The 18126-nt window shown below is 57.1% G+C and carries 18 protein-coding genes; 5 read left to right on the forward strand and 13 right to left on the reverse strand.

Translation table 11 applies throughout. The annotated features are described in order from the left end of the window. Nucleotides 1-38 precede the first annotated feature (38 nt). Nucleotides 39-713, forward strand: a complete 675-nt coding sequence (locus D467_RS0108150; protein WP_018917015.1) for a GntR family transcriptional regulator — start codon at nucleotides 39-41, stop codon at nucleotides 711-713. Between the two features lie 69 nt (nucleotides 714-782). Here the strand turns inward: D467_RS0108150 and D467_RS0108155 are convergent, their stop codons facing one another. The 9 genes from D467_RS0108155 to D467_RS0108195 all read right to left on the reverse strand — a co-directional run bounded on the left by D467_RS0108155 (nucleotide 783) and on the right by D467_RS0108195 (nucleotide 8960). After that, complete coding sequence (locus D467_RS0108155; protein WP_018917016.1) at nucleotides 783-1211, reverse strand: YbaN family protein; 429 nt, start codon at nucleotides 1209-1211, stop codon at nucleotides 783-785. A 121-nt stretch (nucleotides 1212-1332) separates the two neighbouring features. Further along, entirely contained in the window at nucleotides 1333-2094 is a 762-nt protein-coding gene (locus tag D467_RS0108160; RefSeq protein ID WP_018917017.1) for an ABC transporter ATP-binding protein, read from the reverse strand. Further along, the gene (locus D467_RS0108165; protein WP_018917018.1) at nucleotides 2088-3080 is read right to left on the reverse strand and encodes a FecCD family ABC transporter permease; all 993 of its coding nucleotides are present in this window, start codon (nucleotides 3078-3080) and stop codon (nucleotides 2088-2090) included. The genes D467_RS0108160 and D467_RS0108165 overlap by 7 nt, the downstream gene beginning before the upstream one ends. Nucleotides 3081-3121: 41 nt before the next feature. Further along, nucleotides 3122-3991, reverse strand: coding sequence for a heme/hemin ABC transporter substrate-binding protein (locus D467_RS0108170; RefSeq protein WP_018917019.1), 870 nt, complete (start codon nucleotides 3989-3991; stop codon nucleotides 3122-3124). Continuing rightward, nucleotides 3988-5040 (reverse strand): heme degradation protein, encoded by a 1053-nt coding sequence (locus D467_RS0108175; protein ID WP_018917020.1) that lies wholly within the window; start codon nucleotides 5038-5040, stop codon nucleotides 3988-3990. Before D467_RS0108175 ends, D467_RS0108170 begins: the two co-directional genes overlap by 4 nt. Before the next feature lie 31 nt (nucleotides 5041-5071). Beyond that, complete coding sequence (locus D467_RS0108180; RefSeq protein WP_018917021.1) at nucleotides 5072-7051, reverse strand: TonB-dependent receptor domain-containing protein; 1980 nt, start codon at nucleotides 7049-7051, stop codon at nucleotides 5072-5074. 95 nt (nucleotides 7052-7146) lie between these two features. Then, nucleotides 7147-7311 carry a hemin uptake protein HemP gene (hemP, locus tag D467_RS19680; RefSeq protein ID WP_018917022.1) on the reverse strand — a complete coding sequence of 55 codons (165 nt, stop codon included), beginning with the start codon at nucleotides 7309-7311 and terminating at the stop codon, nucleotides 7147-7149. A 347-nt stretch (nucleotides 7312-7658) separates the two neighbouring features. Beyond that, nucleotides 7659-8150 (reverse strand): YciE/YciF ferroxidase family protein, encoded by a 492-nt coding sequence (locus tag D467_RS0108190; RefSeq protein ID WP_018917023.1) that lies wholly within the window; start codon nucleotides 8148-8150, stop codon nucleotides 7659-7661. Between the two features lie 207 nt (nucleotides 8151-8357). Continuing rightward, on the reverse strand, nucleotides 8358-8960 hold the full coding sequence (locus D467_RS0108195) for a LysE/ArgO family amino acid transporter (RefSeq protein WP_018917024.1): 603 nt from the start codon (nucleotides 8958-8960) through the stop codon (nucleotides 8358-8360). Between the two features lie 120 nt (nucleotides 8961-9080). Here D467_RS0108195 and D467_RS0108200 point away from each other — a divergent pair, with 120 nt between their 5' ends. The 4 genes from D467_RS0108200 to D467_RS0108215 all read left to right on the forward strand — a co-directional run bounded on the left by D467_RS0108200 (nucleotide 9081) and on the right by D467_RS0108215 (nucleotide 13843). Next, on the forward strand, nucleotides 9081-9968 hold the full coding sequence (locus tag D467_RS0108200) for a LysR family transcriptional regulator ArgP (RefSeq protein WP_018917025.1): 888 nt from the start codon (nucleotides 9081-9083) through the stop codon (nucleotides 9966-9968). Nucleotides 9969-10041: 73 nt separating this feature from the next. Continuing rightward, nucleotides 10042-11133 (forward strand): ABC transporter ATP-binding protein, encoded by a 1092-nt coding sequence (locus D467_RS0108205; RefSeq protein ID WP_018917026.1) that lies wholly within the window; start codon nucleotides 10042-10044, stop codon nucleotides 11131-11133. Nucleotides 11134-11162: 29 nt separating this feature from the next. Continuing rightward, nucleotides 11163-12146: an ABC transporter substrate-binding protein gene (locus tag D467_RS0108210; protein ID WP_018917027.1), complete on the forward strand. Its 984-nt coding sequence runs from the start codon at nucleotides 11163-11165 to the stop codon at nucleotides 12144-12146. Then, nucleotides 12146-13843 (forward strand): ABC transporter permease, encoded by a 1698-nt coding sequence (locus tag D467_RS0108215; RefSeq protein WP_018917028.1) that lies wholly within the window; start codon nucleotides 12146-12148, stop codon nucleotides 13841-13843. Before D467_RS0108210 ends, D467_RS0108215 begins: the two co-directional genes overlap by 1 nt. Nucleotides 13844-13851: 8 nt before the next feature. On the opposite strand, the gene madM is transcribed toward D467_RS0108215, so the two are convergent. The 4 genes from madM to D467_RS0108235 form a co-directional block, all read right to left on the reverse strand. Continuing rightward, nucleotides 13852-14613, reverse strand: a complete 762-nt coding sequence (gene madM / locus D467_RS0108220) for a malonate transporter subunit MadM (protein ID WP_018917029.1) — start codon at nucleotides 14611-14613, stop codon at nucleotides 13852-13854. A gap of 15 nt (nucleotides 14614-14628) precedes the next feature. Continuing rightward, nucleotides 14629-15087 (reverse strand): malonate transporter subunit MadL, encoded by a 459-nt coding sequence (madL, locus tag D467_RS19120; protein ID WP_018917030.1) that lies wholly within the window; start codon nucleotides 15085-15087, stop codon nucleotides 14629-14631. A 92-nt stretch (nucleotides 15088-15179) separates the two neighbouring features. Then, nucleotides 15180-16721 (reverse strand): malonate--CoA ligase, encoded by a 1542-nt coding sequence (locus D467_RS0108230; protein WP_018917031.1) that lies wholly within the window; start codon nucleotides 16719-16721, stop codon nucleotides 15180-15182. 34 nt (nucleotides 16722-16755) lie between these two features. Continuing rightward, complete coding sequence (locus tag D467_RS0108235; RefSeq protein WP_018917032.1) at nucleotides 16756-18093, reverse strand: malonyl-CoA decarboxylase domain-containing protein; 1338 nt, start codon at nucleotides 18091-18093, stop codon at nucleotides 16756-16758. Nucleotides 18094-18126 lie beyond the last annotated feature (33 nt).

Genomic DNA, 18126 nt, shown 5'->3' on the forward strand with positions numbered 1-18126 from the left:
GCCATTCTTGATGATTGCTAATAAAAGTGAATAACTCCATGGAAGATATCGCTCCAACCCATAACGCTGGGCTTGTTGAAAAAGTCGCGCATTATTTGCGCGAACATATCGTCATGGACCATTTTCAACCGGGACAGCGGTTACCCGAGCGCACGCTGGCAGTTGAGTTACAAGTGTCGCGTACGCCGCTACGCGAGGCGCTCAAGATTCTCGCGACAGAAGGTTTAGTGGTGATTTCCCCCAATCGCGGGGCTGTGGTTGCGGATGTCAGTGCTGCGGATATGAAAGAAAAGGCCTATGTATTAAGCGTCCTTGAGCAGTCAGCCGCGCAACTGGCATGTGTCAGGGCTAGCGACGAAGATATTGCTGAGTTACAGGCGCTGCATTACGAAATGAAAGCTTCTTTCTTAAGAAGGGATCGGCAGAACTACTTTCGGCTTAATCAAGATATCCACAACCGGATCGTGGCGCTTTCAGGGAACACGACCCTGATTGATATACACGCCAACCTCAGTCGGCAGCTTTATCGGGTGCGCTATCTGTCCAATCAAAAGACCGATAAATGGGCGAAAGCCATGGAGGAGCACGAGGCCATCATGGCGGCTCTGGAGGCCCGCGACGCCGCACGCGTCGGCGATGAGCTGCGCAACCATCTGGGTAAAACGTGGATCAAATATGCTAATGGGGAGCCGGTCAGCGGCGAGGCGTCATAAGCCGGGTTGTATAGGTTGTTACAAATGAACGGCTGTTTGCCGATCAAGCTGTCCTGTGGACAGAAAGCACTAATCCCGAGTGGCGGGTTCTGGCCGGGTGATAAGCCAAGCTGCCACCCCAATCAGCAGGGCGATAATGGCCCAGCGTAGCCAGCCACTGCCCAGGTGCAGCAAGATAAACAGGGCGCTGGCGCTGATCATGCCGACTGCAATGAATTTGGCGCGCCGCGGAATGGCGCGCTCACGCTCCCAGTTGGTGATAAGTGGCCCTACATAGCGGCGCGAGCGAATCCACGCTTCAAAGCGCGGAGAGCCTTTAGAAGCGCAGTAAACGGCGCCCAGCATAAACTCAGTGGTCGGCAGCAAGGGCAAGAAGATACCGATGACACCAATGCCGAAACTTAGCGCAGCAAGGCCTACCCATAAGGCACGTACTAGCGTGATGGGTTCTTTTGCTGAGGGCTTTTGCGGCGAGCTAATGGGCGGTTTCTCGTTCATGCATCCAGCTTCTCATGGATAACAGTGATTAGCGATGCGCCAAGTCAGTTTTGCCTGGCTAATACGTTGATGTGCTAAGCATACTACGCCGTATTTAAAACTGCTTAACTCTCTCGACGCATTAGCGAGCGAGGGCAAGAAGCGGAGGTGAGGCTTTGTGGCTCGTGGTCGCTTGAAACTCTGCGCCGTACACATCAGCGATGCGTTCGGGGGTTAGCACGTGATGGGGCTTGCCGTAGGCGATGCGTTGCCCCTGATGAAGTAGCCACACCCCGTCGGCGTAAGTAGCGGCCAGGTTCAGGTCGTGTAGGACGCATACGATGGCCATATGATGCTGTGTTGCCCAGGTGCGTAGTTGACGCATTAGCCGCTGCTGCTGGCCAATATCCAGTGCGCTGGTAGGTTCATCCAGCAGAAGCAGACCGCCATCTCTTGCGGTTTTTGAGCGCCGCGAGAGTAACTGGCAGGCGCCGCGAGCAATCATCACTCGCTGGCGCTCGCCGCCCGAAAGCGAGAGTACGCTGCGCTTGGCGAGCGGGACGAGGTTCAGGTCATCGAGCAGTTCGGCGATGAGTGCTTTATCGGGGTTGCTCCCCAGACACACCAATTCTTCCACTCGCCAATCGAACCCGACAGGCTCCTGCTGAGCGACAAGCGCACGGCGGCTGGCGAGTGCAGTAATCTCCCACTCGTCAAGCAAGCGACCATCCAGCTGTACGGTGCCCTGTTCGCAGCGGCGATAGCCTGACAGCATGCTGAGCAGCGTACTCTTGCCCGCACCATTAGGCCCTACAATAGCGAGCAGTTCGCCCGGATGGAGCTCGCCACTAATAGGTGCTAGTGCGGGAATTGAGGCTAGCCCCGCTTGATGCAGGGTCAGCATGACGGGCTCCGGCGCATAAGCAGATACAGAAAGTAGGGCCCGCCCAAAAGGCTTGTTAGCAGCCCGACCGGGATCTCGGCAGGTGCACCTAGCGTACGTGCCAGGGTATCGGCGACCACTAACAGCAGCGCCCCGCCCAGCATTGAGGCAGGCAGGAGTAGCCGGTGTCCAGGCCCTAGCCAAAGCCGTAAACAGTGGGGAACCAGCAGGCCAAGAAAGCCAATGACCCCGGTGAGCGCTACGCAAAGCCCGACGCCAAGTGAGGTGGCCACAACAATGCGGCGTTTCAGGCGTTTGGCATCCAGCCCCGCCGCATGGGCTGTGGTTTCGCCTAGCTGAAGCAGGTCAAGCTCGCTGGCGCTGCGCATTAGCATCCACAGTGCCAGACTAATCAGTACCAGAGCGATAGCGGTGGTTCGCCATAAGGCATGGGTTAGCGTGCCCATGCCCCACAGGCTCAGTTGGCGAAGCTGTTCATCGCTGGCAATAAACGCAAGAACACCGCCCCCGGCACCGGCCAGGGTGTTAATCGCCAGGCCCGCTAGCAGCAGGGTCATAACGGCGGCACTGCCACCCTGGCGTTTGGCCAAGCCAAACACGATCACACATACGCTCAGCGCGCCCAAAAAGCCAGCAGCAAACTGGCCGTAAAGGCTGTTGACGGCGCTATCCTGAAAAATAACGATCCATAGCGCCACAAATAGCCCGGCACCGCTGGCAAGGCCGAGCAGCGTTGGGTCGGCTAAAGGATTACGAAATAGCCCCTGCATGGCAGCGCCGCTGCCCGCGAGCATGGCGCCTACGGCAACCCCTAGCAGCAAGCGCGGTAAGCGCAGCTGCCACCAAACCTGTGTGCTGAGCGTATCTGTATTGCCGCTTAGCAGTGCCCATGGGGAAAGCCCTAACGCACCCGATGCAGCGCCCCACGCCAAGGCAAGTAACAGCGCAAGCGTTAAACCGATAAGGACTCGTGGAGTGCGCCCCATCGGTCGCATCGTACGCTGACGACAAGCCGTTAAGCTGACCATTACGGCGCAGCCAGCGCAGTGGGCGAGGCGTTGAGCAGCGCTTCAACATCCTGGCGTAAGGCTAACAGTTGGTCGGGCGCACGTGGCCCAAAGCCCAATAGTGCCTGATCATCGATAACGATTAACCGCTGCGCTTGGCCTGCCGGAGTAAGTGCCATGCCGGGTAATTGCCATAAGGCCGTTGGGCCGCCCATGGCGTCTAAACCGCGCGCCGACATAATGATCAGCTCAGGCGCCTCGCGCACCAGCGCCTCGGTGCCAACACTGTGGTAGCCCTCCATTGCTGCAAAGGCGTTTTCCAGCCCGACGGCTTCAAGTGCCGTATGCGCCGCGGTTTGGCGACCAGCCGCACGCGGCGTTAAGCCGCTATGCTGGAGAATAAACATCGTCCGGGTTGAAGGTAAAGAGGGCAAATCGGCCAGGTATTCAAGCTTGTCAGTCAAGGTTTGCGCTAAAGCGTTGGCTTGTTCACGCCGGTCAGTGTAGCTACCCACCGCACGAACCTTTTCAGCAATGGCCGCTAGCGTAGCGGGTGCGCTAACCACATCCAGCGTAACGCCGACAGCGTCCAGCTGCTCAAGCACTTCTTTAGGGCCGGCATGCTGATTGGCAAGGATACGGTCAGGCTGAACCGACAGTACGCTTTCGGCCGAGAGCTGGCGCAAATAACCCACGGAGGGCAGCGCTGTCAGGGTCTCGGGATAGAGAACCGTATCGTCGCGGGCGACCAGATTAATGTCAGTATTCAAGGCCGAAAGCGTTTCAGCAATATCGCCGCCCAGCACAACCCAACGTTCGCTGGCGCTCGTTTCCAGGCTGAACAACAGCGCAAGCAAAACGCCGGAGAGCAGTCGAGCATGCTGCTTCATGCCACGGCCTCACGCTGACGAAGCTCATTCAATAGCTGCCGCCAGGCGGCGGATTCTGGGTTGCCCTCGCGGCGCTCGGCATATAGTTGCAGGACTAATGAGCCTTGTGCGTCAAATGCTTCAATGCTGGTGACGCCTCCATCACGATTGGGTTTAGACACTTGCCACACCTGATCAATGGCGGTGTCGTCCAGGTGCAGGGTAAAGCTATCGCCAAACAGATTCAGCCAGCCCCGTGCGCGCTGGGGTGTGGGCAGCGTGCCCGTGCGGATTTGTACGCAGCCGGGGCTGGCGACAAACAGCATGAGTGGCAAGGCGTGTTGGCTTGCCTGATGGAGCAGGTTTTCCAGTATGTTAGCCGGTAGTGCACGGGTGTAGTGGCCCTCCATCAGCTGGTTGGCCTCAATACGCTCCAGACGATGGCGCTGCAGCAGAGCGAAGAATTGATGCACGTCCTGCATCGCTCCCCATTCGCTCGCAAGATCGGGGACATTGGGAAGCGGGCGTTTAAGGCGCGGTGCACTCTGGGTGAACGCTGGAGTGTCCTGGGTGCCGAGTGCTGCTAACGCGTTCCAGGCGCTGGGAAGCGGTGTTTCCAGCGCAAAGCATTTGTGCACGGCGCAGCCGTGCTGGTTAAATATTTGCAGGCTCCAGCGCCACTCCTTTGAGCCATCTGGTGAAGGCATGGCATCGCGAATCAAGCACACCCAGTGCCAGTGGGGATACAGCAAGCGAAGATCCAAACCGCCAGGGTCGAGCAGCAGACCTGTTTGGGATCCGCCACGCAGTTCAGGATAGACCCCGGTTTGTTCAAGGACGGCCAGGCGTGAGCGGGTCAGCGATTTTACGCGGCCAAGCGTGGGCAGATAGCTTGCGATCTCGCTGGGTGGCAAGGGCAGTGTCCATACATCACGGCCCAGGCGAGCCGCCTGTAACTCGCCTTCGCTAATGGCCAGACGCTCGGCAATGTCGATGGCGGGCAGGCGCGGCTGGGCCGCCCGCGCAGCATCAAAGGCTTCCAGAATAGCGATTTGTTGGGATTGAGTCATAGCGCACCTATATCGGGTTCACTGAATGGATTTACCACTGCCAGTTGAGGGTAGCGAACAGGCTGCGCCCATCGCCTAAGCTGCCATCGGGGCGGTACCACACTTTATCGCCCAGGTTAGCCAGGCGTAGCGAGGTATCGATGGCGGGGGTAAGGCGCCAGGCCAGGTGCACATCGTGCAGCCCATAGCCGGGCAGACGCTCGTCATCGCCCTGTTTATCAAAATCACGCGCCAAGCGGCTTTGCCAGCCGATACGCACATCATGGTTGTAGAGCGCCACTTCACTGCCGAGGGTCACTTCCATGGGTGTCTGGCTGCCTAGCGCGCCGCCGCTGTCGCGATCTTTACCGGAAACTTCTGAGAGTCCTATAAAGCTTGTAAGTAGAGGAAAGGCGCCGGGCTGCCAGGCAACGCGAGCGTCATAGCCCCATAGTTGGGCGCGCTGTACGTTCACGGCCTGAGTGGTACCCGCCATAATGTCGACCTGGGTGTCGATAAAGTCATCGGCGCGGGTGTCGAAGTAGCTGGCGCGCACCTGCCAGTCGCCTTGATGCCAGACCACACCACTTTCCCAGGTATGGCTGGATTCAGGAGACAGGTTAGGGTTAGGCACCCAGTAATTGTCAGGTGTACAGAAGAAAGGCCCGGCGCAGAAACCGGCAAAGTGGCGCTCGTTGGCGTATAGCTCAGAAAGGCTCGGCGCGCGGAAGGCTTCGGCGTAACCGGAGAACAGCATCAGCGCTTCATCGGGGCGCCAGGCCAGGCGAAAACGTGGCGAGACCTGGTCATGCACGCTATCGGCATCGCCTTGGCCGGTGGCGTCGTAACGGTCATAGCGGGCCCCCAGGCCCACATCAAACTGGCCGGCACCGCCCTCTGCTAGGTAGCGGCCAGCGGTTAGCGTGGTGTCTAAATAAGCGGCCTGGGTGTCGATATCGGCTTTCGGAAAGCCGTTGGCGTTACCCTCCGGGCGCTGACGCGCCTGCTCCAGTTCGCCACCAAATACCAATGTTTGGGAGAGCCAGCCGTGATTGATGGTGTGGTAGCCATCGCTTTGCAAGCCAACGCGTTCCAGCGTGCGGCTGGCTTGGGGCTCATCAATATCCTGCTGACTAAACGTCAGTCGTGAGGTGATTTCTGTCGCTTGGCCGGGCTGCCAGCGGTGGCCAAGCTGTAGATTGTTACTTTCGACATTCCGGTCGCGCAGCGGGTTACTGGCATCGCGTGATAACTGCTGAGGGTTAGCGGGCTGGGTGGCACGCTCATCGTAATGCTGCCAGCTGATAAACACCCGCTGATCGCTACTCGGCTCCCAACCGCCTTTGACCAGCAGGCTGTTGAGTGAGGCATCGTCTTCGGCCTCCTCGCCACCTGCGCGGCGAATATCACCGGACTCGCTACGGCCTATTGAAATCAGGCCATCCACTTGACCACTGGGTGCAGCGTGACGCCCAAAGGCTGTCAGACTGCCACGCAGCTCATCATTCGCTGTAGCGCCGCCAACCGAAAGCCGGGCGCCGCTGTCTTGGCCGGGGGCAAGCAGGTCCTTGGCTTCCACGCTCGTGAAACTTACCACGCCGCCCATGGCGTTACTGCCATAAAGGCTTGATAGTGCGCCGCGCGCTATCTGCACTTCCTGGATCAGCGCAGGGTCCAGGAAGAAGTTGCCTACGTGGCCAGTGGAAATATCCTGGCGAACGCCATCCAGACGAACCAGCACGCCCTGGCGGCCAAAACCCCGCATGCTCAGCGTTTGACCGTTACGCCGCCCTGGCCCGGCCACGTGCAGGCCTGGTTGACGACTCAGTACATCTTCAATGCGGCCAGCGGTAGCCAGAACGGCATCATCACGGTCAATAATATCGATAATCAACGGTGCGCGAGAAAGGTCGGTAGGCGCCCGCGTGCCGGTAACGGTCACTGGATCCGCCGTTGACTGCGCTAACGCAGGGGCGATAAACAAGGGGCAAAGAGCGAGGTAAAGCGGGCAAAGCGAGTGAACACGTTTCATGAGCCAGACCGTTCCAACAATAAGGAGGAAATAGGCGCTGGCTGGGTGCGTGGGCTACCTGGCTGGCGTTAAGGGGTGTAAGAACTGATTGAGCGTTACGCCGTTAAAATAAGTTTTCCGCTTTTGGTAATGCGCAATACGTAGCGGCGATTGTCATGTTGAATCACCAGTTGGCCTTGTGGCCCAAGCAATTCGCGGCTTTCGACCTCGCGAGGCGCAGGCGTATTGTCTGATGCTGTACCCCTATCGGCAAGCTGCATGAGATACTGTTCCCTATGTTAATGATAATTATTGCCGATAAGATAGCAGGCCATTTGCGCCAGCTCAAGTAGCTGAATAAGGAACCTGACCAAGCGTAGGGGAAGGGGAGAGAAAGGCGTAGACAATGAAAGCGCCTTGAATCGTGCGTTAAGTCGTAATATGGCCTTAAAAGTTATGCATGAAATTTAGGCGAGCTATTAACTATCAGCTCACCTAAATTAATAAGACTTAAAATTGGCTTTCAATGAAGCCATATCATATAGGTTGGATATCAATAATTAACCGTTTGTTGGATAACGTACGGCCAATACGACCAACCATTGATGGCTACTTCATTAAATGGGTTTTATCCCGCTTTTTGGTTAACCAGCGTCTCAGCCAACTGGGTTAGCTTATTATCGGTGTTCTTTTCTTCTTCAAGCGTTTCAGCCAGAATATTTTTGGCTTCGGTATAGCCTAGCTGCTCGGCAAGAGCACACAGTGTACCGTAGGTCGCAATTTCATAATGTTCGACTTTCTGAGCCGCGCCGATCAGGCCTGCATCGCGCACCGGGCCTTTCTCAGTCGCATCGATCAGCTCTTGGCCTTCTTCGATTAAACCTTCCATTGCATGGCACTTCATGCGCTTGATTCGGATATCTGGCAGGCTGTCAGCTACTTTTTCAAGCCTTTCCAGCTGGCCTTGGGTTTCTTCCAGATGGTGCTTGAATGCCTCAGCCAGTTGGGGGTCATCAGCTGCCCGAGCTAATTTGGGTAGCGCCTTTGTTATCTGCTTTTCAGCACTGTTCGTGTCGGAAAGAAGATGAATGAAAAGGTCCTTGGCGTTTTTAATAACCATCGTATCGCTCCTGTTTGATTAAAAAGGATCATCCGTAATAAACGTTTACAGCCCTTTTAAAGCTAGCAGGGAATTTGTGCTGGATAAATTTACGTAAGTTAAGCTTTTAGTTGTATATTAAGTATTTTAATACATCATTTTTTAAAGTTTTCAAAAAGGAGAGTTGATGAAAGTTAAGGTGGTAAAGGTGGCTGAATAATATACGCGCTACAGCCCACCGATAAGCAATTGAGCAGCCACGGTAAACATCATAAGCGCTACGCCAATATCAATAAGACGCCAGGTAACTGGGCGCGCAAGCCAAGGCGCAAGGCTTGCGCCACCTAAGGCCAGTGCGCTGAACCATATAAATGAGCCGCTAGTGGCCCCCAAGGCGTAGGCGCCGGGCATCGGCTGCTGGGCGCCGAGTGAGCCAATCAGCAATACGGTATCTAGGTAGACATGTGGGTTAAGCAGCGTGACCGTCAGCGCGGCTAGCATTACGGCGCTTAACGAGCGGCATGATGTGTCAGTCGCCCGAAGCGCTTGCGGACGCCAGGCGCGGTATAACGCCTGGCTGCCATACCAAAGCAAAAACGCAATGCCGCCCCAGCGTGCGATAGCAAGCAGTAGCGGGCTTTGCGTCAATATACTTGCCAGGCCAAATACGCCCGCGGTTATTAGCGTGGCATCACATAAAATGCACAGCAACGCGACCGCTATATGATGCTCGCGCCGCAAGCTTTGCGATAAAACGAACGCATTCTGCGCACCAATCGCCATGATCAATCCAATCGCCACCAGCAGGCCGTTGCTATAACTCTGCCACATTGCGTGTATTCCTTATTAATCGCTATTTAAGGCGCGTTATGCCGCCCGTAGTGGCCCAGTTTGCTAGAATCATTTTTATAAGCAAAATGAATACTCCTGATGCCCTATAAGGAAAACTGATTGCTCGACTATAAATTGCTGGCAGCCCTGGCCGCCGTGGTAGAACAGGGCGGGTTTGAGCGCGCCGCGCATATGCTGGGGATATCCCAGTCGGCGGTATCGCAGCGGGTCAAGCTGCTGGAGGCGCGTATCGGCCAGCCGGTGTTAGTGCGCGCGACGCCGCCTGCTCCAACCGAAATCGGTCGACGGCTGCTCAACCATGTACAGCAGGTACGCTTACTCGAGCGTGATCTCACGCGCCAGGTACCCGCGTTGGATGACGCAGTGCCGGAGCGCCTGCGCCTGGCGATTAATGCAGACAGTCTGGCCACCTGGTGGCCCTCGGCGGTGAGTGGTTTTTGTGCCCACCAAAACGTACTGCTGGAGCTGGTCGTCGAGGATCAGGAGGTGGGATTAAAGCGTATGCGGGCAGGCGAAGTGGCAGGCTGTGTATGTGCGGCCGAGCGCCCTGTCGCGGGGGCAAACAGCGTCGCGTTAGGCGCCATGCCGTATCTGGCGGTTGCAAGCCCAGCTTTTATGAAACAGTACTTTGCTGATGGCGTGGGTGCAGACGTCTTACCCCAGGCGCCAGCTATCGTGTTTGGTACCGATGATTTGCTACAGCATCGCTACCTAGCGGCGCTTGGTATTATCGGCAGCTTTGCCTATCACCTGTGTCCTTCATCGGAAGGCTTTGTACGTTTGCTGGAAAGCGGACTGGGTTGGGGAATGGTGCCGGAGCTTCAGGTGCGTGATGCGCTGGCCCAAGGCAAGCTGGTGGAGCTGATACCTGGGCGCGCCATCAATGTACCGCTCTATTGGCATTACTGGCGCAACGGCGGGCGCTTGCTGGCAGGTTTGACGCAGCACCTTCGCCGTGAAGCGTTAGAGGCATTGGTGCCGCTTTAACCGCGATTAAATCTGTCAAACAACTGTCATCATTTGTGGTTAGGGTGCTTCTTTTTATTCACGGTGCTACCCGATGCCCATTCCTGCGCTTGCTATTGAAGGTCTGCATAAATCGTTTGGCGATAAAAAGGCACTGGACGGTATCGACCTTCACCTGTCGAGCGGCAAAGTGCTGGCCCTGCTAGGGCCATCAGGCTGTGGTAAAACGACATTGTTGCGCTGTATCGCTGGGCTAACCGGGATTGATAACGGACATATTTCTCTGGACGGGCAGATTGTAGCTCAGCCTCAGCGCCATTTGAGTCCTAATGATCGCAAGCTCGGCATGGTCTTTCAGGACTATGCGCTCTGGCCGCATATGAGCGTGGCGCAAAACGTCGCGTTTCCTCTGGAAATGCAGAGCGTTAACGCCAAGGCACGCAAACAGCAGGTGGCCTGGGCGCTGTCGCTGGTTGGCCTTGGCGACTATGCCGACCGCCAGCCGGGTTCGCTCTCCGGCGGGCAGCAGCAGCGTGTTGCTCTGGCCCGCGCCATCGTGGGCAAGCCCAAGCTTTTGCTGATGGATGAGCCGCTCTCCAATCTGGATAAAGGCCTTCGTGACAATCTGGCGTTGGAAATCCGAGCGTTGATTGAAGAACTCGCGCTGACGGCCGTTTTTGTCACCCACGACCAGCATGAAGCCTTTGCCCTGGCCGATGAGGTGGCAGTGTTGCAGGAGGGGCGTTTGCAGCAGGTGGCTTCTCCAGAAGCGCTTTATCAAGCGCCCGCCACCCCCTCTATTGCCGAGTTTATTGATGCCGGTGCGTTACTGAACGGGCACTTCGATGCAGATGGATTTCATGTCGCAGGCCAAACGCTACGCGTCATGACTCGACGTAATTACACCGGCCCGGCACGCCTTCTGCTGCCTCGCCAGGCTCTGACGCTGACGTCACCAACTCAGGCCGACGTAATTGCCAAGGTAAAAGGCCGGCTGTTTCAGGGCGACCATACCGCACTAACGCTGTCGCTTGATCAACATACCCATATAAAACTGCGCGTTCACGACACGCTGGTGCCGCTGGAATCCGTTGGCCTAGCAGTGGATATCGCATCACTGCGCGCCTGGCTACCCTCTGGCGAGGCGCTTTCATGTACTCCTCTACATGCTGCTGAGCTTTGTTAACGCATTAACCCCACCATAAGGAATGTTGCATGTTTTCTCGATTGCTTTCCCGCTCTGCGCTGGTTTCGCTTACGGGCGCCGCACTGTTTAGTCTGGGTAGTCAGGCTCATGCTCAGGCGCTGACGGTCTACTCAGCAGGCCCGGACTCACTGATTGAACGTCTGGCGGCCGATTTTACCCAGCAAACCAACATTGATGTGAATGTGTTTCAGAGCACGACAGGCCAATTGATGGCCCGATTGGAAGCCGAGCGCGCCAATCCGCTGGCGGATGTGGTCATTTCCGCCTCGTGGGACAGCGCGACGTCGCTTTCGGAAGATGGCCTCTTGCACGCTTATCAATCGCCTAATGCGGCCAACGTACCTGACTTTTTGCAGGCTGATGACTACGTCGCTCAGGGTGTTTCGGCGCTGTCGCTGGTCTGGAATAAAAATAGCGACACGCCGCCACCCAGCGACTGGGCTGACCTGGCTGACCCAGTTTACGCCGATCAGGTAACCATGCCTGATCCTGCTCAGTCGGGGACCGCTTTTGAACTGGTGGCCGGTCTCTTGACGGCGACGGGGGAAGACGCAACGTGGTCGCTGCTGGAAGCGCTGATGGACAACGGTATGGTGGTGCCCGGGCCTAACGCGCGCGCGCTGAACCCGGTATTGCAGGGCGCCAAGTCGGTAGTGTTTGGCGCCGTCGATTATATTGCCCTCGCCCAGCAGCAAGACGGTGAGGCGATTGAGGTAATTTTCCCAGAAAGCGGTACGGTTATCGCGCCGCGTCCGATGATGATTCTCGCTTCAAGCTCCCTGCAACATGAGGCCGAGCAGTTTATCGATTTCGTGCTTTCTGACCAGGGCCAGCAGCGGGTTGCGGAAAGCTACCTGATGCCAGCGCGTAGCGATATCGAAGCGCAGCGTCCGACGCTTAATGAGTTGACGCTGATTGATATCGATAGCGATGCAATGAACGAGCAGCGTGGCGTCATTTTAGAGCGTTTTCGTGAGCTGACGGGCGGCTGATGAAATCGATCAAGGCCCTCAACCTGCCCCGCTTGGACGGGGCAGGCATCGTGCTGTTGCTCACGGTGCTGATACTGCTTTTGTTAGTGGGTTTGCCGCTGCTGTATATTGTTTTGCAGGCCATCTTTCCGCTGTGGTCGCGCGGCGATCTCTCCGGCGCGTTTACACTTTTTGTACCCACCCTTGTCGACCCTGCGCTACTCAAACTGCTGGGTAATACATTGCGCCTGGGCCTTGCTGTGGTTGTGGCCTGTGCCGTATTAGCGGTACCGCTTGGCGCGCTGCGGGCGCTTACCCGTGTGCCGGGCGGCGCGGTATGGGATCTGATTTTTCTGATTCCATTTATGATTCCGCCGTATATCGCGGCGCTCTCCTGGATGTTGACGCTTCAGCCGCGCGGTTATGCGCAGCAGTTAACGGGTATTGAAGCGAGTCAGTTTCTGTTTTCCTTCTACGGTATTGTGTTCGTGATGGTGCTGAACGTCTTTCCCGTGGTCTATTTTGCCGTTTCGCGCACCATGATGAGCGTGGGCGGGCGTTACGCGTCGGCTGCCCGCGTTTGTGGCGCGGGCAAATGGCAGGCGCTTTGGCGCGTCACTCTGCCTCTCTCAACGCCCGGTATTGCAGCCAGTCTGCTGCTGGTTTTTGCACTCACGATCGAGGAGTTCGGCACGCCAGCCACACTGGGCGCGCAAGCGGGCTATCACGTTTTGGTAACCGGGATTCATCAGCGCTTTTCCGACTGGCCAATCGATATCCCCGGTGCTGCCGTGCTGTCGCTGCTGCTTGTGATGCTGGCGATGGCCGCGTTCTATATCCAGCACTGGCTGGTAACGCGGCGCTCGTTTATCAGCCAGACTGGCAAGCCGACCACGGGTGAGCGCGCCGAGCTTGGAAAATGGAAGTGGCCGGTCATGGTGTTTTTTTCAGCCGTAGCGTTTATCTCGGTCGCCGTTCCACTGCTGGCCGTATTGGCCACGGCCTTGACGGGGACGCTATCGGGCGGGCTTACGCTGGATAATCTGTCGCTACGCCACTTCGAGGCGCTGTTTGCCAATCGCGGTGGTGCCATGCAGGCATTGGGAACGAGTCTCAGCCTGGCCGTTGGTGCCGCCTTAATCACGGGCGTATTGGGCGCTCTGATTGGCTATCTGGTGGTGCGCGCTCAGGTACGTGGTAAAGGGGTGCTCGATTTACTCTCGCTGCTGCCCAATACCCTGCCTGGCGTCGTTGTGGCGGTAGGTTTGATTCTGGCGTGGAACCAAAGCCACTGGCCTATTCAGGTGTATAACACCGGGGCGATGCTGCTGCTGGCGTATGCGTGCCTGCTGCTTCCTTACCCCGTGCGCTATGCCAGTGCGGCTTTCCGGCAGATGGGCGAGAGCCTGGAGGCGGCTGCCAGGGTGTGTGGTGCCGGGTTTGTCACGACGTTTCGGCGTATCTTGCTGCCGACGCTGGCGCCGAGTCTTCTGGTATCCATGCTGCTGGTGTTTGCCATCGCTTCCAGAGAATTGGTGGCATCGCTGATGGTGGCGCCAGCAGGTATGAGCACCGTATCGACGTTTGTATTCGGGCAGTTCGAGCAGGGCTCGCCGGGGGTGGGAATGGCAATGAGCGCCGTGGCGATTTTTACCACCACGGCGCTATTGGTCGGGCTAACGGCCTTTAGCCGCAAACGCCTGCCTATCACCAGCTAGATGGGCCTTTAGAAAATGGCGCGGACGGCAAAATACAGGACTGAAGGGGCAAGCAGCGCGCCGAGGCCAGTGTAGAACGTGGCCGTCATGGCACCATAAGGCACCAGCTTCGGGTCAGTGGCGGCAAGGCCTGCTGCCACGCCGCTGGTGGTGCCCATCAAGCCGCCGAAGATCATCGCTGAACGTGGGTTATCCAGGCCGATATGACGGGCAGCGACGGGGGTTAGAATCATCACCAGAATCGATTTGAATAGACCTGCGGCAATCGAAAGGGCGATGATCTCTGAAGACGCGCCGATTGAAGCACCCGCAATGGGCCCGACAATATAGGTTACGGTACCGGCGCCAATGGTTGTCAGCGAAACAGGGTCGCGATAACCGAACGCGTAGGCTACCGCCACGCCGGCAATGAACGATACGAACACACCCAGAAATAGAGCGATAATACCGCTGAGACCCGCCTCGCGAACTTCCTGAAAACGTACCCCGTAGGCTGTGGCAATAATCGCCAGATCGCGCAGCATGCCACCGCCCATTAAGCCTAGTCCGGCAAACAGGCTGATATCGGCAAGACCTCGCGTACCGCCCGTATGAATACCGCCAAAATAGGCCAAGCCTAGCCCCACGATAATCGCAATAGCCGAGCCGTGAATACGCCCTTTGGTCAGCTTATCGCTGATCAGGTAGGAGAGATACATGGCGCCGCCCACTAAGGCAAACGCCGCTATCAGGTGCTGTTTCTCAAGCTGAGTGACTAACGATTCAATCATAATAGTGACCTCCAGTTAGCGGGCATGGCGCGCGCGAGCACGAGCATGAGACGGTGAGGAGGCACTTAACACTTTACGCGGCTTGTGGGGCGGAGTGCTTTCCTGAGTATCGGAGTCCTTGGGGCGGCCAAGCTTGTTGAGAAAGGGGATTAACGCAAAGCTTGCGACTACCGCGACCAGGCTTGCAAGTAGCGCAATCAGGCCGCCATCAAACGCGGCGGCGACATTCTGGCTAGCGGCCATCGCGACCACAATTGGAATATACATGCCGTTCCAGAACTTGATGCCGTCTTCCGTGCTGGCGGGCATCTTCTTTTTGTCCATCAGATAGCCGCCCAGGAAGATCAGCATCAGCATGGCAATGCCAACACCCCCTACGTTCGAATTTACGCCGAGCAGCATGCCCAGCACATCACCAGCCCACAGGCCGACCAACATACACCCTGCCAGAAGGGCAACACCGTAAATCACCATGGCACAATTCCTGTCTTATCGTTGTTGTGAGGAGCACATTTTATGGCCGCAGTCAGGGCTTGGCCCGATCCCCTGCGGCGCGGGAAGTAGGCTCAAACGTTAGCCGTCGCACGCTCCTGAGTGAATGTATCCGTGTAGGTAGTGCGCAGCTGATTCTTCTGAATCTTGCCCATCACGTTGCGCGGTAGCGTATCGGTAAAGAAGACTCGCTTAGGCTGTTTGTAACGGGCTACCTGATCCTTGAGAGCTGCGAGTATCTGCGCTTCGCTAATCGCGTCTGAAGCGCTGGGCACGACCACTGCCACAACCCCTTCGCCAAGATCACCATGCGGCACGCCAATCACAGCCGATTCCACCACCCCCGGTAAGTCATCGATCAACTGCTCGACTTCTTTCGGATAGACGTTGTAGCCACCGGAAATCACCAGGTCCTTGTCACGGCCCACGATGTTCAGGTAACCGTGCTCGTCGATAAGCCCCAGGTCGCCGGTGATAAAGAAGCCGTCATCACGAAACTCGGCCTGGGTTTTTTCCGGCATACGCCAGTAACCCTGGAAAATATTCGGGCCGCGTAGCTCAACCATGCCGGTTTCGCCCTGAGCGAGCGCCTTGCCACTTTCGCGGTCAGCGATACGCACTTCCACACCGGGAAGCGGCATGCCGACCGTGCCCGGGCGGCGCTTACCGTGGTAAGGGTTGGAGGTGTTCATATTGGTTTCGGTCATGCCGTAACGCTCAAGAATGGCATGGCCGGTGCGCTCTTCGAATGCTTCGTGGGTTTCAGCCAACAAGGGTGCCGAGCCTGAAATAAACAGGCGCATATTGGCAACCACCTCGCGGTTCAAACGCTCGGAGGCAAGCAGGCGGGTATAGAAGGTCGGCACGCCCATCAGCACGGTGGCGTGGGGCATGAGATCCAGCAGCTCATCAACGTCGAGCTTGGGCAGGAACGTCATCGAAGCGCCGTTGATCAGCGTGATGTTGCACGCCACAAACAGGCCGTGGGTGTGGAAAATCGGCAGTGCGTGGATCAGATGATCCTGCTCGGTATACTGCCACGCTTCGCTCAGTGACTGGCTATTGGAGGCCAGGTTCTTGTGGCTGAGCATGGCGCCCTTGGAGCGTCCGGTGGTGCCGGAGGTATAAAGAATCGCCGCCAGATCGTCGCCTGCTACTTCGCATACCTGTTCGGTTTCCGGTGCATTGGCGACTTTTTCCATCAGGCTGCCGTCGGCCTTGGTGCCCAGGCTTTCTACATGGGCAACGCCACTGGTGCTGGCGCGCTCTTGAGCCTCTTTGAGTACTGCCGGGCGGCACACGTAAAGCTGTGGTTGCGCATCTTCGAGGAAGTAGGCAATTTCGCTGTCGGTATAGGCCGTATTGAGCGGCAGATACACTGCGCCGACCTGTAGGCAGGCAAGATACAGCATGACGATTTCAGGACTTTTATCGACCTGGACGGCGACCCGGTCGCCCGGTGAAACGCCTAGTTCCAGAAGGACGCTGGCCATTTTCCGACTGGTCGTTAGGACATCGCCATACCGGTAGCGCTTACCCTCCAGCGTATCCATCAACACCTTGTTGGGCTGGCGTTCAAAGTGCGGGTAAAACTGCAGGTAAAGGTTGTGGTTCATGAAAGGTGCCTTGTTATTTTGCGAGCGCTAATCGTTAAGCGCTCGCTTCGGTATTGAAATGCTGGCTAGCCTGGCTTGCCAGTCGACGAATATCATTGGCGCATACCACGCTGTGATCGCGGGTATAGGCTTCATGGTTTTGTTCGATGCGGTCCAGCTGATAGAGGTAGTTGACCATCAGCCCGTGTGCTTGTTGGTGCCCTTTGGGGGAGGTGTCGCCCAGCCAGTTAAGCCGGTGAAGGCTTGCGCCATTGCCTAAATGAAAGCGTGCGACAGGATTAAGTGGCTGGCCGCTTCGGTGCTTGGCCTCGACCAGATAGTGCGCGGCGAGGCGCATGAATTCCTTATGCGCGGCCGCCGGTAGCTCGTTTGTTTCAGGGTTATCCAGAAAGGCTTCCAGAGGATCGGACGGCGTGATGGCCTGAGAGGCACGCTGCTCGGCCAGCCAGTCAGCAAAGCCCGGTACCGGTGACAGGGTGACGAAGTTCTTGAGCTGCGGCAGTTCGCGACTGAGCTCCTGAACCACCTGCTTGATCAAGAAGTTGCCGAACGATACGCCCTTAAGCCCCGCCTGGCAGTTGCTGATACTGTAGAAGACTGCGGTATCGGCCTCATCCAACGGCACCTCTTCGCCGTGTTCCAGAATGCGCTGCACGTTGTCGGGGATACCTTTGCATAGCGCCACTTCCACAAAGATAAGCGGTTCATCACCGGTTGCCGGGTGAAAAAAGGCGTAACAGCGGCGATCTTCCGGGTCCAGCCGGCGGCGCAGGTCACGCCAGTCACTGATGGCGTGCACGGCTTCGTATTGAATCAGCTTTTCCAGCACGGCGGCGGGCGTGTTCCAGTCGATGCTTTCCAGCACCAGAAACCCACGGTTGAACCATGAATTAAACAGATGGGAAAAGTCGCTATTCAGCGCGGCAAGCTCGGGTGCGTGACGTAGCTGCTTGAGCAGGTCGGCACGCATTTTCACGAGCTCAAAGGTGCCGCCCGGGCAAAGGTTCAAGCGGCGCAGTAAATCCTGGCGACGTGGCTCACAGGCGTTAAACAGCTTTTCAAGGGCTGCGTTATCTTCAGTCTCACAGTAAGCCTGGTACGCGGCATGGATGGCCCCCGGCTCGGCAGCGTAATCACTGGCAAGCAGCGAGAAGAAGGCCTGGCGTTCTTCGGGCTCTAACTGCTGATAGTGGGTTAAGGCGCGTTGCGCGGTCATTATCTGGGAAGCTTCACCGCCGCGCTGCATCAGCGTTTCACAAGCCGAAGAGAGAGCGTGAAGGTGCGCATCACTGCTTTGCGTGGCGTTAGCAGCGCTACCCAATAGGCGAGTACGCGTGCTGATATTGGAGAGTAGTCCTTGAAGAAACGTCATGTTCACATTCATGCACATCGACCTCTGGATGGA

Source organism: Vreelandella zhanjiangensis DSM 21076, assembly GCF_000377665.1.
GTDB classification, from domain to species: Bacteria; Pseudomonadota; Gammaproteobacteria; order Pseudomonadales; family Halomonadaceae; genus Vreelandella; species Vreelandella zhanjiangensis.

Excerpts from the sequence above, each read along its gene's own strand:
- D467_RS0108160 (WP_018917017.1), bottom strand. The coding sequence starts at position 2,094 with ATGCTGACCCTGCATCAAGCGGGGCTAGCCTCAATTCCCGCACTAGCA.
- D467_RS0108195 (WP_018917024.1), bottom strand. The coding sequence starts at position 8,960 with ATGTGGCAGAGTTATAGCAACGGCCTGCTGGTGGCGATTGGATTGATC.
- hemP (WP_018917022.1), bottom strand. The coding sequence starts at position 7,311 with ATGCAGCTTGCCGATAGGGGTACAGCATCAGACAATACGCCTGCGCCT.
- madL (WP_018917030.1), bottom strand. The coding sequence starts at position 15,087 with ATGGTGATTTACGGTGTTGCCCTTCTGGCAGGGTGTATGTTGGTCGGC.
- D467_RS0108230 (WP_018917031.1), bottom strand. The coding sequence starts at position 16,721 with ATGAACCACAACCTTTACCTGCAGTTTTACCCGCACTTTGAACGCCAG.
- D467_RS0108210 (WP_018917027.1), top strand. The coding sequence starts at position 11,163 with ATGTTTTCTCGATTGCTTTCCCGCTCTGCGCTGGTTTCGCTTACGGGC.
- D467_RS0108215 (WP_018917028.1), top strand. The coding sequence starts at position 12,146 with ATGAAATCGATCAAGGCCCTCAACCTGCCCCGCTTGGACGGGGCAGGC.
- D467_RS0108175 (WP_018917020.1), bottom strand. The coding sequence starts at position 5,040 with ATGACTCAATCCCAACAAATCGCTATTCTGGAAGCCTTTGATGCTGCG.
- D467_RS0108205 (WP_018917026.1), top strand. The coding sequence starts at position 10,042 with ATGCCCATTCCTGCGCTTGCTATTGAAGGTCTGCATAAATCGTTTGGC.
- D467_RS0108235 (WP_018917032.1), bottom strand. The coding sequence starts at position 18,093 with ATGACGTTTCTTCAAGGACTACTCTCCAATATCAGCACGCGTACTCGC.
- D467_RS0108180 (WP_018917021.1), bottom strand. The coding sequence starts at position 7,051 with ATGAAACGTGTTCACTCGCTTTGCCCGCTTTACCTCGCTCTTTGCCCC.
- D467_RS0108170 (WP_018917019.1), bottom strand. The coding sequence starts at position 3,991 with ATGAAGCAGCATGCTCGACTGCTCTCCGGCGTTTTGCTTGCGCTGTTG.
- madM (WP_018917029.1), bottom strand. The coding sequence starts at position 14,613 with ATGATTGAATCGTTAGTCACTCAGCTTGAGAAACAGCACCTGATAGCG.
- D467_RS0108150 (WP_018917015.1), top strand. The coding sequence starts at position 39 with ATGGAAGATATCGCTCCAACCCATAACGCTGGGCTTGTTGAAAAAGTC.
- D467_RS0108165 (WP_018917018.1), bottom strand. The coding sequence starts at position 3,080 with ATGGGGCGCACTCCACGAGTCCTTATCGGTTTAACGCTTGCGCTGTTA.
- D467_RS0108190 (WP_018917023.1), bottom strand. The coding sequence starts at position 8,150 with ATGGTTATTAAAAACGCCAAGGACCTTTTCATTCATCTTCTTTCCGAC.
- D467_RS0108155 (WP_018917016.1), bottom strand. The coding sequence starts at position 1,211 with ATGAACGAGAAACCGCCCATTAGCTCGCCGCAAAAGCCCTCAGCAAAA.